The following is a 13,389-nucleotide window of genomic DNA, read 5'->3' as shown; positions in this document are numbered from 1 at the left end:
TGACTGCATCAGGGAACTGACCAGGAGAGTCGCATCATGAAGATCGACGAGGTACGAAAGACGGCGTTCGCCATGCCGCTCACAAGCCCCGCCTTTCCGCCGGGGCCTTATCGGTTCTTCAACCGTGAGTTTCTGGTCATAAGCTACCGCACCGATCGCGAGGCGCTGGAGCGCGTGGTGCCGGAGCCGCTCGAAATCGACGAGCCAATTGTCAGGTTCGAATTCATCAGAATGCCCGACTCGACGGGTTTCGGCGATTATTGCGAGTCGGGACAGGTCATTCCCGTCAGCTTCAACGGCGTCAAAGGCCAATATACCCATGCGATGTTCTTGAACGACGGTCCGCCGATCTACGGCGGTCGCGAGCTCTGGGGGTTTCCCAAAAAATTAGCTCAGCCAAAGCTTCATGTCGTGCGCGACGCGCTTGTCGGCGCGCTCGACTACGGACCCGTGCGCGTCGCGAGCGGCGTCATGGGCTATAATCACAAGAGCCTGGATCATGACGAGATCCTCAAGGCGCTGGCGACGCCGAACTATCTCCTGAAGATCATTCCGCATGTCGACGGTTCGCCGCGCGTTCTGGAGCTCGTCGATTATCGTCTCAAGGACGTCGTTTTGAAAAGCGCCTATAGGGGTCCGGCCTCGCTCGAACTTCATCCACATGCGCTGGCGCCGGTCGCTGATCTGCCGGTGCGCGAAATCCTTGGCGCCACGCACATCGTCGCCGATCTCACGCTCGGCCTCGGCAAGGTCGTCTTCGATTATCTTGCCTGAAGGAGTCGAGCTCGTCTGCGATCCATCATATTCTGAGGCCGCCCAAGTCTCGGCCGCCGAAGTCTCGACCGCGTAGGTCGAAACGGGCCGCGACGGCGTTCGCGCTCGCGTCAAAAGCAGGACGCGGCAAGGACGCTATGTAGCAAGGTCGTAGATTCAGATAACGAGCGCCCGGGAGCTGCGGCGGCGGGCGTCCTTCGCAACCCGGACGTTGAACCATGAACAATCAGCTTGGGCTCGATAGAGAATATGACGAAAAGATTCTCGTGCTTCAAGGCGGCGGATCGTTGGGCGCATATCAGGCGGGAGCCTTCGAGAGCCTTGCGCGCGCGGGGCTCGAATTCGATTGGATCGTCGGCGTCTCGATCGGCGCGATCAACGCGTCGATCATCGCGGGCAACCCGCCCGAGCGCCGCGTGGACAGGCTGCGGTCTTTCTGGGAAAGCGTGACGGCGGATTATCCGCCGGCCGCCTTTGCTTTTTCAGGCGCGAGCGGCCAAAGCCTCTATGCATCGCTCAGCGCCCTACGGTGCTTTACGTTCGGGGTTCCGGGATTTTTTTCGCCGCGCATCGATTTTTCGTTCGACGAACTTGTCGGCGCCGGCGACACCAGCTTCTACGACACGTCGCCATTGCGGAAGCGGCTCGAACAGCATGTCGATTTCGACATCATCAATTCCGGCTCCGTGCGACTGAGCCTTCGCTCCGTCAATGTGAAAACCGGCCAGGTGGCCTGTTTCGACAACCGCGAGACGCGCATCGGCCCTGAGAATGTCATGGCGAGCGGCGCGCTGCCGCCGGGATTCCCGCCGATCCAGATCGGGTCTGATTATTACTGGGATGGCGGCATCATCTCGAATACGCCGCTCTCCTATGTTCTCGACGCCGCCCAGCGTCCGAAATCGCTGATCTTCGAAGTCGATCTTTTTAGCCCGAGGGGAAAAGCGCCGAAAACGATCAACGACGTTCTGGAACGGCGGAAGGACATTATCTATTCGAGCCGCACGCGCACGAGCGTCGTTCATTTCAAGGAGATTCATGAATTGCGGCGCGCCATCTTTCTGTTGCGCGACGTCATACCCTCCGATATCGCGTCGACGCCGAAGATCGCGGAGTTGCTCGCGCATGGCAAGGAATGCGTTTTCGCCATCGTGCGTCTCGTCTACTCGGGCGCGGCCTTTGAAGGCGTCGCCAAGGATTGCGAGTTCTCGAGAGTTTCGATGGAGCGTCACTGGGACGCGGGGCGCGCCGCCGCCGACAACGCCCTGTTGTCGAACCAATGGCGAACGCCGCCGGACGGCGTGTCCGGCGTCGCGCTTTTTGAACACGACGAACATCTGGATACATTCGTGCGCGCCGAGGTGGATTGACGGACTCAACGCGTCGACCAGAGCATCCCCAAACGAGCGGGCGTCGGCGCGCGATCAATCGGACATGAGCAAATGCGCTGACGCGTCGCGCATGATAAGATCGCGTAACGGCGTTGAAGGAACCAGGATGACAGCTCCGAGTAAGTTGAAGTCGCGCGCGTCGAGATCGAAGAAGCGGCTGGAAATTCGCCATGCGGCGCGCCGGGACGTTCCCAACATCATCGCAATGATGAAGCGCGCCTATACGAACCTGCCGGCCCTTACGCCGGGAAATCTGTTGGGTCAGATAACCGCGTTCCCGGAAGGACAGTTCGTCGCCGAATATGAGGGGCAGATTGTCGGCTATGCGGCGACCTTCAGAATCGACGAGGCGACGGCGTTCGCGCCGCATAGCTGGGCCGAGATCACCGGCGGCGGGCACGCGTCTCGTCATGACGCGTCGGGCGCGTGGCTCTATGGCATGGAGGTCTGCGTCGATCCGGACTGGCGCGGATTGAGAATTGGCCAGCGTCTCTATGAAGCGCGCAAGCGCCTCGCCGAAGAACTGGAGTTGAAAGGCGTCGTCTTTGGCGGACGCTTGCCCGGATTGTCGCGTAGAATCCGTGAATTCAAGAGCGCCGAATCCTATCTCGAGGCGGTCAAATCCGGGAAAGTGCGCGATCAGGTCGCCAGCTTTCAGATGGGCAACGGCTTCGAGCCGATCGGGCTGCTCGAGGACTACCTGCCGAGCGACAAGGAAAGCCTTGGTTACGCCGCGCATATGGTCTGGCGCAATCCCTATGTCGATCAGGATACGAGCGCGCCAAAGAACGCGATTCATCCGAAGAGCTGGGTGCGAGTCGCAACCGTGCAGTTCCAACAGCGCGCCGTGACGAGTTTCGAAGAGTTTATCTCCAACATCGAATATTTCGTCGACGTCGTCTCGGACTACAAATCGGATTTCGTGGTTTTTCCCGAGCTGTTCACCATGCAATTGCTGGCGTTGGAGAAAGGCCGCCTGGGTCCGGTCGAGGCGATCGAGGCGCTGACGAAGCGAACCAATCCTTTGGTCGACGCGCTGCGCGAGATGGCCTTGTCCTACAACATCAACATTATTGGCGGATCGCATCCGACCCGCGTCTCCAATGGCGACATACGCAATGTCGCCTATGTCTTCCTGCGTGACGGCTCCGTGCACGCCCAGGAAAAAATTCACCCGACGCCGAATGAGCGCAATTGGTGGAACATCAAGGGCGGCGAAAAGATTCAGGCGATCGACACCGACTGCGGGCCGATCGGCGTGCTCGTCTGTTACGATACGCAGTTTCCGGAACTTGCACGGCGGCTTGTCGACGAGGGCGCGAAACTGCTGTTCGTCCCGTTCTGCACGGACAATCGTCAGGGGTATTTGCGCGTGCGTTATTGCGCCCAGGCGCGCGCCATCGAAAATCAATGTTATGTCATCATGTCCGGCAATGTCGGCAATCTGCCCGGCGTCGAAAATATGGACGTGCAATACGCGCAGTCGTGCATATTGACTCCTTGCGACTTCCCTTTCGCGCGCGACGGCGTCGCCGCGGAGACCACGGAGAACGTCGAAACCATCGCGGTAGCGGATCTCGATCTCTCCGACATTGGCTGGGCGCGGCGCGAGGGCACGGTTCGCAACCTTCGCGACCGACGCTTCGATCTGTACCGCCTGGTGTGGCGCGACGAAGCGAAATCCTCTAAGTAAGCGCCGCCCCGGCCGCGTCTGATGGCGCCTCCCCCTTTGACGCCGTTGCGTCTTCTGAGGGTGACAAATTCGAGGAAAGCCTATAGTCAAGTTGGCGCTTTAGGCAAAACTCACTGAATCATTGTTCGGAAAGGCGGGGCATGGTCTCGGCCACGCAGCAGGCCGCGCCTGCGGTGCAAATCGAAACTGACCAGATATTCTTCCAATTGCGCGAGTCGCGCGGCCGGCTGTTAGCCTGGTTTCTCATCAGTCTTGTTTTCGTCGCGATTGGCGTGGCGATGGTGTCAAATCCTCGGCCTAGCCAACCGGACGCGGCCTTTGGAATCATGGCGGTCGTCTTCTTTGGGCTGGGCGGCCTAGTGCTTTTAGGTCGCCTCATTGCATCCGGGCGCGCCACCGCCATTCTGACGCATGAGGGCGTGACGTATCCCGCGGCCTATGACGGCGTGCTTCCCTGGGGAGCGGTGCAGAACTACGAATGTGTCGAAAGGGGCAAGAGCCGCGTCCTAATTGTGACGCCTTATCCCCATGTCGCCGACGATATGAGTTGGAAAGGCTTCACCGGTTGGACCTCGTCCTTGTACGGAAAGAAGTCGCCGGCGGGTTTCGCCATCCCGCTCAATTCGCGTCGCGAAGACGAGGCGCGGTTTCTTGACGTCTTCAGCGCGCGCGTGGGCGCCGCCAAAGCGGCGCAGCCTGAAGATTCGCATTTGCGGCAGATCGACGCGCGAAACGCCGATGTCGCCGCACGGGCTCAGGCGCATGAGTCGCAGAGCGAGGCCGAAGCGACTTTCCCATACGTCACCGCGGGATTGACCGCGTTGCTCGCCCTGATTTTCTTCGCCGAACTGGGCCTGACGAACGGATCGTCAGGCGACGCGATGTCGCCTTCGATTGAGACGCTGGTGCAATTTGGCGGCGTCTTCAGATCGGCGGTCGATGAGGGGCAGTGGCTGCGCATTTTTACCGCGCCGCTTTTGCATGCGAATTTCGAACATCTGGCGCTGAACTGCATTTCATTGTGGATCGTCGGCGTGCGGTTCGAACGCTATGTCGGCTCTGGATGGTTTGCGGCGGTTTTTGCCGGCAGCGCCATTGCCGGATCGCTGATGTCGGTGGCGTTCAATCCGCCGAATCTGGTCAGCGTCGGGGCCTCGGGCGGCATCGTCGGCCTGTTCGCCGCGACGGCTCTGGCGAGCCGGCATTTCCCGCCGGGTCGGATGCGCACGCTGATGGCGACGACGGCGGTGCAGACTCTTCTGCCTTCGCTGATTCCGCTCATCACTGCGCCAGGCGGGAATAAAATCGACTACGCCGCCCATTTTGGCGGCGCTCTTGGCGGCGCGGCGCTTGGTTTCGCGCTACTCGCGTTGTGGCCGCAGGCGCTCACCCGGCCACGCTTTGGGAAAGTCGCGGCAATCGGCGCGGGCCTGTACGCGTTAATCGGCGTCGGCGCGGTGATCTCGAACAATGACGTTCCCGAGCAGACCGCCACTCGGCCGGCGACTGCGGAATCTCTGCCGCGCCTTCCGCAGAGCGACTTCTCCAATTATCGGCTGCCTGACTCTATGGCGCGAAGCCGGGCGCCGCTGCAACTCAACGGACCGAGCGCGCCGCCGGCAAGGCGCTGATGCTAACGGCATCAACACTAAAGTCGAGCCCGCATCGTGCGGCGTCGAGATGAGCCGGGTCCGAGCGGTTCGAAGGCCACAACGGGTCTGATCGCCAAGAAAAGGCGTAACACGCTCGCGCCAAAGGCATCGAGCGCACGCGAAGCCGCCGCGCCGAATCCAATGCGCGAGCGTCGCCTTCGGCGCGAAGATCGGCAGTGGTTAGCTGCATCGCGCGAAGGTATCGCCGGGCGCTTAGTTGGGCGAGTGGTTCCGGCTCAACCCCGAGCGCGTCATTCGATCAACCGCCGCCGCGATGCGGCCTTTCGCGAACCACGTTGGCCGCCGGGACGGACAAAGTTGCCGTAACTTCCTGATTTTATTGGTGGGCGCACAAGGGCTCGAACCTTGGACCCGCTGATTAAGAGTTTGACGGTTGTTGTTTTCTGACAATTTCCACAAATTTCCATCGACGCTAGAAGGTATGTAATACAAGGTATCTACCGTACCCTCGCTATTTCTGGTAAGCGACTGATGTTTCCAGCATCTGCTTACCGGCTGCTTACCAGAACCGAAAGTCAGAGGGTCCGCGCATGGCGCAGGGTCGCGTCACCAAGAGAGCTGTCGACGCTCTGTATTGTGAAGCCGGGAAAGATCGCGCCTTTCTTTGGGATGACGCGCTCGCGGGCTTTGGCGCCGTGGCATTTCCCACGGGCCGCAAGGCTTATGTGGCGCAGTATCGCAAAGACGGGCGTTCGCGCCGCGTCACCATCGGTGAGCACGGGCGGTTGACTCCGGACGAAGCCCGTTCGCAGGCCAAGGTCATCCTCGGGGCTGTCGAAAAAGGCAGTGACCCGATCGCCGAGCGTCGCGCCGCGCGGGCCGTTCGGACGTTTGGCCAGGTCGCGGAAAACTTCCTTTCCCTCCACGTCGCCGCCAAGCGCAAAGGCCGGACGAGCGAAGAATACTCAGCGCTCTTGCGGGGCCATGTTCTGCCAGCCATCGGCGCGAAGCGCATTCTCGACGTGCGTCGCGCCGATGTGGCGCGGCTTCACGCGCGAATGGCCGATCGACCATTTCAGGCGAACCGCGCGGTGGCGCTGGTTTCCGCGGTCTGGAACTGGGCAGCACGTCGAGACGAGGTCGCGCTTGCCGACAACCCGGCCAAGGGGATCGAACGGTATCCCGAACAAGGCCGGGAGCGCTTCCTGACGAGCGAGGAGCTTTCCCGGCTTGGCGACGCCTTGCGAGACGCGGAGACGATTGGCTTGCCGTGGGCGGCCGATGAGGGCGGACCAAGAGCCAAGCATCTTGCGAAGCCTGACAACCGCCGTATCAAGCTCGATCCGTTCGCCGTCGCAGCGATCCGACTCTTGATCCTCACCGGCGCGCGCCTTCGGGAAATCCTCGACGCCCGATGGTCGCAGGTCGACTTGGAACGGGGCGTGATCTTCCTTGCCGACTCCAAGACGGGCAAGAAGCCGATCTACTTGAGCGCCGCGGCGCAAGCCGTATTGGCGTCGCTGCCGCGCATCGAAGGCAATCCGCACATCATTGCCGGGGCGAAGGAAGGCGCGCCGCGCGCAGACCTCAAGAAGCCTTGGGCTGCTGTGAAGCGAGCCGCTGGCCTTGAGGGCGTCCGGCTGCATGATCTTCGTCACTCGTTCGCCAGCTTCGGGGCAGGGGCGTCGCTCGGCCTTCCGATCATCGGCAAGTTGCTGGGACATTCACAGGCGGCGACAACGCATCGCTATGCGCATCTCGACGCAGATCCACTGCGCCGCGCTGTCGACACGATAGGCGCGACGATCTCGGCTGCGATGGATGGGGGGAAGGCCGAGGTTGTGCCGTTGAGCAAAGTTCCGCGCCGATAGGCGCGCGGGAACGCGCGTGAGCTAGGCCGACGGGCCGAAAGCGGGAACGTCCACTCGTTGCTCACATGCTACACTGGACGATCGCGAAGGACGCGCGATGCTGAATCTATCGGACGATTGGTGGTTCCTGGGACAAGCGGTTTATTGGATCGCGTGGCGCGATGATCAGTTTCGAGGCGGCGGTGCTTTGCCTGCCATTTATCCCGGATCGAACGCTGCATTGAAGTACCTGGCGAATAGCAGGTTCAAGGAAATCGACAAGGGATGGGCTGCGGCAGAAAGAGAATTATTTCAGGCGCTCGTCGATCTGAAGTTGGTCGCGTACGGCATTAACGGAAAGGGCCGACGCGTCCCTATCCACGCCGGAATATGGGTAAAGGCTCAGTCAGGAGACGCGCTTTCCCCGTGTGTCGTCTCATACGGAAGTTCAGGAGGCGGCGACCTTGGTTGCGTCGTGCAGCATGGGCGCATGGTCTGGGAAGATGTTCACATTAGCCGCGACGAGGTCACTTCTATCTGGTCAAAGCCAGTCAATGTGGTTGAATCTGTTGTTGCCGATGTGGTCGAGCCAGTTGTCACCGATCCTGAAAGGCAGAAGCGTAGGACGAAGCCAGAAGCGATTGCAGACTGGATGCGCGAGCGTTTTCCTAAGCAGCCATCCATGAACAAAAATGAATTTATGAGGCTGCTGAAGAATGAAAATCTCAAGGAGATCGGCGTATTTTCTCCGAGAACATTTGATAAAGCACTGAGCCTAGCTTATTCGCAGAAATAGGCAAAGTTGCGCAATTCCAGAAATTTGCGTGGTTTTGCGCGACGCAACTCTGAAAATGCCGGTAAATATCCGGGTCATTCCAAGCGCTACGGCGCTCAACAAAGGAGTGACCAAATTGCACCCTGCGCAATATCTCCGCCGCAAGCAGGCCGGCGAATATCTGAAATCCAAATTCGGATTCGGCTCCGAAAAGACACTGGCGAAGCTCGCCGTCGTCGGCGGCGGTCCAATCTTCCACAAAGCCGCAAATGCAGCGATCTATCGGCCAGAGGATTTAGACGCCTGGGCGCTGTCGAAGATCGGCGCGCCGCAGAAGTCGACTTCCGATGCGGAGGCCGCTTGACGGATGGCCTCCAAAACATCGAACCCGGCCACGCGGGCTGACGCGGGCCGGGCTCGGGAATACATCGCTGTGGCGGCGAATGTGCCCGAGTCTAATCAAGCCCAGCCGAACTTTCAACCGATCTCCGTCGCCGCCGATGCCGTCGTCGCCGATTTAACGGCGCGCCGCATCGCATGGCTGTTGTCTCGCCATGGCGTCGACGAGCCGCAGGCGCGCATTCTTGCCGATCTAGCCTTCGAGACAACGGAGGGCAGACAATGAGCGCCGCGCCAATTGCTATCCCCAGCGCCGCCGCACAGCCGACCGATGCGCAGTTGATCGCCTGCGACGCCATCGTCGAGTTTGCTTCGATCCTCTGTGGCGAGTCCGCCGCGTTGCTCGCTGCGGCTGCGGCGGCTGATGTGGCCGCGGTCGAAGCGCGCCTGTGGACCTCGCGCCGCACGCTGACAACCGCAATTCATAGCTGGCGCGAGTCCGTGCCGCCTCGAGAGGAAGGAGGCGCGCGCCATGGCTGAATTCTCCGAAATGACACCCTCGGAGCGCGACGCCTACTGCGCGGAGGAGGCACGAAAATATCGCGAAAGGCAAACACGCGAGACACAAACTCCGCGTGTCGGCTCCAGCTTACGGAACTCCGGTCTTTTCCAGCGTGCCGCGGCAGGCGATCAGATTCGGAGCGCAAATGGCTCGTTACTTTATGCGCTCGCGCCGGTCGAAGAACCCGACCACATCCGCGCCGCTCAAGAAGCGATCGGCGTCACCGATCCTGCGCACAATGGCAGTTCGGCCGCCACTGTGAATCTTGTCCGAGCCTCGGACTTGAGACCAGAGCCTGTCCGATGGCTTTGGCCCGGCTGGCTGGCTCGAGGAAAGCTTCACATTATCGGCGGGCAGCCTGGCGCTGGAAAGACGACGCTCGCAATGGCGATGGCCGCGATCGTTACGCGCGGCGAACGATGGCCGGACGGCTCGCATTCACCTCTCGGCAACGTCGTCATATGGAGCGGCGAAGACGATCCAGCCGACACGCTCGTTCCCCGCTTGATCGCTTCCGGCGCCGACATGACGCGCATTCATTTCGTTGTCGATACGACGGTAGGAACCGAGCGCCGGCCGTTCGATCCCGCGAAGGATATGCCGGCGCTTTCCTCGAAGATCGAAAAGATCGACGGAGCGGCTCTTATAGTCGTTGACCCGGTGGTCAATGCGGTCGCGGGCGACAGCCACAAAAACACAGAGACTCGCCGAGCCTTGCAGCCGCTGGTCGACCTCGCCGCGTCGGCGAACGCTGCGCTTCTCGGCGTCACTCACCTCAGTAAGGGCACGGCCGGGCGAGAGCCGATCGAGCGAATTACCGGCTCGATAGCCTTTGGCGCTCTGGCGCGCGTCGTAATGATCGCCGGCAAAGAAGGTGAAACCGAAGACGGGACGCCGCCGCGTCGCTTCCTCGCCCGCGCGAAAAGCAACATCGGCCCGGACGAAGGAGGCTTCGCTTATGAGCTTCAGCAAGAGCCGATGCCTGGCGACGACCGCATTATCGCGAGCATTGCGATTTTCGGCGAGGCCATAGAGGGCACGGCCCGCGACATGCTGGCGGCGGCCGAGGCGGAATCGTCAGAGGACAAGGGCGCGTTTGGCGAGGCCGAGGACTTCCTGAAAGAGCAGTTGGCGGACGGCCCGGCCGCAACGAAGGAACTCCGCTCCGCGGCCGAGGCTCACGCAATCGCGTGGCGGACAGTCGAGCGCGCAAAGAAGACGCTCGGCGTCGAGGCTACGCGCATCGGAGAGGAGGGCGTACGTGGTGGTGGGCGATGGATGTGGCGATTAAAGCCGCCATTAACACCGTCACCACTGTCACCTCAAAATCTTGGCGGTCTTGACGGTCTTAATCCAGATCGGGGGGAAGACGAGATATGAACGCCTCCCTCCTCATCAAAAAGGCAGCCGCCGAAGGCGTGAACGTAAAGCTGGAAAGTGACAACAAATTAAAGGCTTGTGGACCATCAGAGGCGCGCGCGAAATGGCTGCCGATCCTTCGCGAGCATAGGTCCGAGCTGCTCGCCGAGCTGACGGGTGTAACATTAAGACCGTCAAGACCGCCACTCCGCCAAGGTGGGAAAAGTTGGCGGACAAACGACGGCGAGCCTGTCCCAGCATACGACCCGGCCCGCCTCCAGCGCGAAGCCGATCGACGCAATGCCGCAGCCTCTCGTGAGGCGATAACCGACCGTTTCTGCCGTTGCGGCCATCTCGCCACTTTCGCCTGGTCGGGCGATGACGGCCGCGACGTGTGGGTATGCGCCGAGTGCCTGCGAGCGAGGGGGCGCGCATGACCCGTCGCCGTCTTCCCAACCGCCGCGCACACGAGTCTCGAGACATTGTGTTTGACGGTCGCCGCTTCTCGCTGGGCGTCGGCTTTGACGACACAGACGCTCCGGCCGAAGTCTTCGTCACGGCTCCGCGCGCTGGCAGCGGCTATGCGGCGCTCGCCCGCGACGCGGGAATCCTCCTGAGCCTCGCCCTCCAGTCTGGAGCCTATCTCGCCACGATCCGCCGCGTCCTCACACGCGAAGCGGACGGCTCGGCTGCGTCATTGCTTGGCGCCATCGCAGACGAAATCAGAGGCCAGAGCGCATGATCGAGGAAGATCACGTCCTGCGGCCGTTCAATGCCTCCGAAGCCATACCCATCCATATTGCCGCGAAGATCGCGGGCGTAAAGCCGAGAACGATGCAGCATTGGTGCGTTGTCCATCGGATCGGCCGCCGCATTGCAAACGGTCCATGGCGAGTTTCGCGTCCGGCGCTTCAAATGTTGCTCGATGGCGACAACGCTGCATTACGAGCCTATCTCTCCGGCGAGCGCGCGGGCCGCGTCGCTGCCTATTTGAGCCGAGCTGGCTTATAGACCGCGATAGGGGCAAAAAACCCAACGAGAGCGCTTTTGATCCAAAGTGGACACTCATAGCGACGAGGATCCGCCATGACGATGCGAGTTGATATCGCAAGCCAGGAATATTTCCGTAACCCCGCCGCGGGGATCGAGAGGCTGAGGGCGTCGGGGCTCGTCGTCGAAGTAAATTTCCCAATCGTCGGCAAGGTCTGGGTCACGACGACGCAAGACCTGGCCGCTCGAGTTCTAAAAGAGAGCGAGACGTTCACCCTGCGCAAGGAGGGCGGGACGGTTGCTGGACTTCGGTGGTGGATGCCCGGACTGATCCGCACGGTTGCCGACAATATGCTGACGATGGACGAGCCGGATCACACGCGTCTGCGCAGCATCGTGGACGAAGCCTTTCGCAGGCGGTCGGTTCTCGATATGGAGCCGCGTATTCTTGCCATCGCCGATGAACTCGCCGACCAGCTATTCGCCGTCGGAAGCCCAGCCGATCTCGTCGAGAGATATGCGCGCAAGCTTCCGATTTCCGTCATCTGTGAGCTTCTCGGTCTGCCGCAGTCGGACAGGCCGAAGTTCATGGCCTGGACCAACAGCTTTACGCGCGTGACAGGTGTCATTGGATTTGTCAGCCTGCTCCCCGCTTTGTACGCGATGAAACGCTACATCGAGGAACGTCTTGAGATCGCGCGCGCGCAGGGCGGCGAGGGGTTGATCGCGGAGCTTATCCGCGTCGAGAAAGAAGGCTATCGCATCAGCCCCCGCGAGATGGTTGCCATGGTCTTTCTTCTGCTGGGGGCGGGCACAGAGACTACCTCGCATCTGATCAGCGGTGCTGTCTACGAACTCGTAAGAAATCCCAGTCTTCGCGATTGGCTTGCAGCAGACTGGAGCCGCGCCAATCTCGCGATCGAAGAGTTTCTACGATTCATCTCGCCTGTGCAGTTTTCCAAGCCGCGTTTTGTGCGAAAAGACGTAGATCTCGGGGGCATTCGGCTGAAGAAGGGCGATAAAATAATGGCCATGCTGGCGGCGGCTGACATGGACCCGGACGCGAACGAGCATCCTGAAAAGCTCGATCTCGAGAGGCGCCCCAATCGACATCTCGCCTTTGGCGCGGGCATTCATTTTTGCCTCGGCCACCAGCTCGCGCGCGTGGAAGGCAAGTGCGCATTGCAAGCACTATTCAAACGCTGGCCGAAGCTCGAATTGGGTGTTGCGGACTCGGAAATTCGATGGCGGGAACGGCCAGGTCTCAGTGCCATTGCTAGCCTGCCTGTGGTGGTGCGTCCTCATTGACCGCTTCTGGCGCATTGCTCACTCCCTCCTCCTCCTCCTTCTCCACATCTTTTGCCTCCGCATTGTTCCGGACGCGACTTTTTGCGGTGCATTTCACGGGCGACGACCGGCGTCGCCCGTGAAAGACCAAGCCTCCGGCGCGCGCAGCAAAAAACTCCGCAAAGTCCGCAAGACCCGCAAGCACAACATGGCGGGTAGGATGTGCGCCCGTAGACTCAGCGCATGTCCTCGACCGATGCCAATCAAACCGCCATAGCGCTGGCCTGCATCACGGATGCAGTCCTGTCCGCCGTGGATCCGACTGGCGCCGCGCTGCGCCGGGCTCGCTACAGCCTATGCGAAGGGCTTCGCCTCGCCGAAGAAATGAACGCGGCAAACAACGAGGCCTCGTCCATCATTCGCAAAGTCGCCTCCTCAATCTCTGAGATTGAGAATCTATGACCGACGCGCCCGCTCTTCCTGGACGCCGCTTCGTGTTGGCGGAATCCCAGCGCGCACAGACCAACCTTACTTTCCAATACATCGCGATAGGATAGCGCCATGGGCACGACAATGATGCCGTCGTTCCAAGTCACCAATTCGAACTATTCGAAGAACCCTTGGGCGGATGTCAATCGGCGTTGAAGTTTGACCCCATATCGGCGTCCAAAATTGACCCCTTGTTGCGCGCGTCGTGACGGAAGGAGGGCGTAGCCCGACTGGAGTTACGATGCGCGCGGCGGCGTGATCAGAGGC

The 13,389-nt window shown here is 60.9% G+C and carries 14 protein-coding genes; all 14 read left to right on the top strand.

What is annotated here, in order from left to right; translation table 11 throughout:
• The first annotated feature begins 36 nt into the window (after nt 1–36).
• The 14 genes from AB7F41_RS09055 (at nt 37) to AB7F41_RS08990 (ending at nt 13,095) form a co-directional block, all read left to right on the top strand.
• Entirely contained in the window at nt 37–774 is a 738-nt protein-coding gene (locus AB7F41_RS09055) for an acetoacetate decarboxylase (protein ID WP_428380790.1), read from the top strand.
• A 218-nt stretch (nt 775–992) separates the two neighbouring features.
• The gene (locus AB7F41_RS09050; protein ID WP_428380792.1) at nt 993–2,144 is read left to right on the top strand and encodes a patatin-like phospholipase family protein; all 1,152 of its coding nucleotides are present in this window, start codon (nt 993–995) and stop codon (nt 2,142–2,144) included.
• 127 nt (nt 2,145–2,271) lie between these two features.
• Nucleotides 2,272–3,858 (top strand): GNAT family N-acetyltransferase, encoded by a 1,587-nt coding sequence (locus tag AB7F41_RS09045; protein ID WP_428380794.1) that lies wholly within the window; start codon nt 2,272–2,274, stop codon nt 3,856–3,858.
• A gap of 140 nt (nt 3,859–3,998) precedes the next feature.
• Nucleotides 3,999–5,489: a rhomboid family intramembrane serine protease gene (locus tag AB7F41_RS09040; RefSeq protein ID WP_428380796.1), complete on the top strand. Its 1,491-nt coding sequence runs from the start codon at nt 3,999–4,001 to the stop codon at nt 5,487–5,489.
• 572 nt (nt 5,490–6,061) lie between these two features.
• The gene (locus AB7F41_RS09035) at nt 6,062–7,342 is read left to right on the top strand and encodes a tyrosine-type recombinase/integrase (protein ID WP_428406521.1); all 1,281 of its coding nucleotides are present in this window, start codon (nt 6,062–6,064) and stop codon (nt 7,340–7,342) included.
• Between the two features lie 97 nt (nt 7,343–7,439).
• Complete coding sequence (locus AB7F41_RS09030) at nt 7,440–8,117, top strand: hypothetical protein (RefSeq protein WP_428406520.1); 678 nt, start codon at nt 7,440–7,442, stop codon at nt 8,115–8,117.
• A gap of 106 nt (nt 8,118–8,223) precedes the next feature.
• The gene (locus AB7F41_RS09025; protein ID WP_428406519.1) at nt 8,224–8,460 is read left to right on the top strand and encodes a hypothetical protein; all 237 of its coding nucleotides are present in this window, start codon (nt 8,224–8,226) and stop codon (nt 8,458–8,460) included.
• Between the two features lie 3 nt (nt 8,461–8,463).
• Nucleotides 8,464–8,721, top strand: coding sequence for a hypothetical protein (locus tag AB7F41_RS09020; RefSeq protein ID WP_428406518.1), 258 nt, complete (start codon nt 8,464–8,466; stop codon nt 8,719–8,721).
• A complete protein-coding gene (locus AB7F41_RS09015; RefSeq protein WP_428406517.1) occupies nt 8,718–8,975 on the top strand; it encodes a hypothetical protein in 258 nt (85 codons plus the stop codon). Before AB7F41_RS09020 ends, AB7F41_RS09015 begins: the two co-directional genes overlap by 4 nt.
• On the top strand, nt 8,968–10,377 hold the full coding sequence (locus AB7F41_RS09010; RefSeq protein ID WP_428406516.1) for an AAA family ATPase: 1,410 nt from the start codon (nt 8,968–8,970) through the stop codon (nt 10,375–10,377). Before AB7F41_RS09015 ends, AB7F41_RS09010 begins: the two co-directional genes overlap by 8 nt.
• Before the next feature lie 412 nt (nt 10,378–10,789).
• Complete coding sequence (locus AB7F41_RS09005) at nt 10,790–11,098, top strand: hypothetical protein (protein ID WP_428406515.1); 309 nt, start codon at nt 10,790–10,792, stop codon at nt 11,096–11,098.
• The gene (locus AB7F41_RS09000; RefSeq protein WP_428406514.1) at nt 11,095–11,367 is read left to right on the top strand and encodes a hypothetical protein; all 273 of its coding nucleotides are present in this window, start codon (nt 11,095–11,097) and stop codon (nt 11,365–11,367) included. Before AB7F41_RS09005 ends, AB7F41_RS09000 begins: the two co-directional genes overlap by 4 nt.
• Before the next feature lie 75 nt (nt 11,368–11,442).
• The gene (locus tag AB7F41_RS08995; RefSeq protein ID WP_428406513.1) at nt 11,443–12,654 is read left to right on the top strand and encodes a cytochrome P450; all 1,212 of its coding nucleotides are present in this window, start codon (nt 11,443–11,445) and stop codon (nt 12,652–12,654) included.
• Between the two features lie 222 nt (nt 12,655–12,876).
• The gene (locus AB7F41_RS08990; RefSeq protein ID WP_428406512.1) at nt 12,877–13,095 is read left to right on the top strand and encodes a hypothetical protein; all 219 of its coding nucleotides are present in this window, start codon (nt 12,877–12,879) and stop codon (nt 13,093–13,095) included.
• Nucleotides 13,096–13,389 lie beyond the last annotated feature (294 nt).

The sequence above is a fragment of the Methylocystis sp. genome (assembly GCF_050251305.1).
Taxonomy (GTDB): domain Bacteria; phylum Pseudomonadota; class Alphaproteobacteria; order Rhizobiales; family Beijerinckiaceae; genus Methylocystis.
This window is presented reverse-complemented; position numbering and strand designations above follow the sequence as displayed.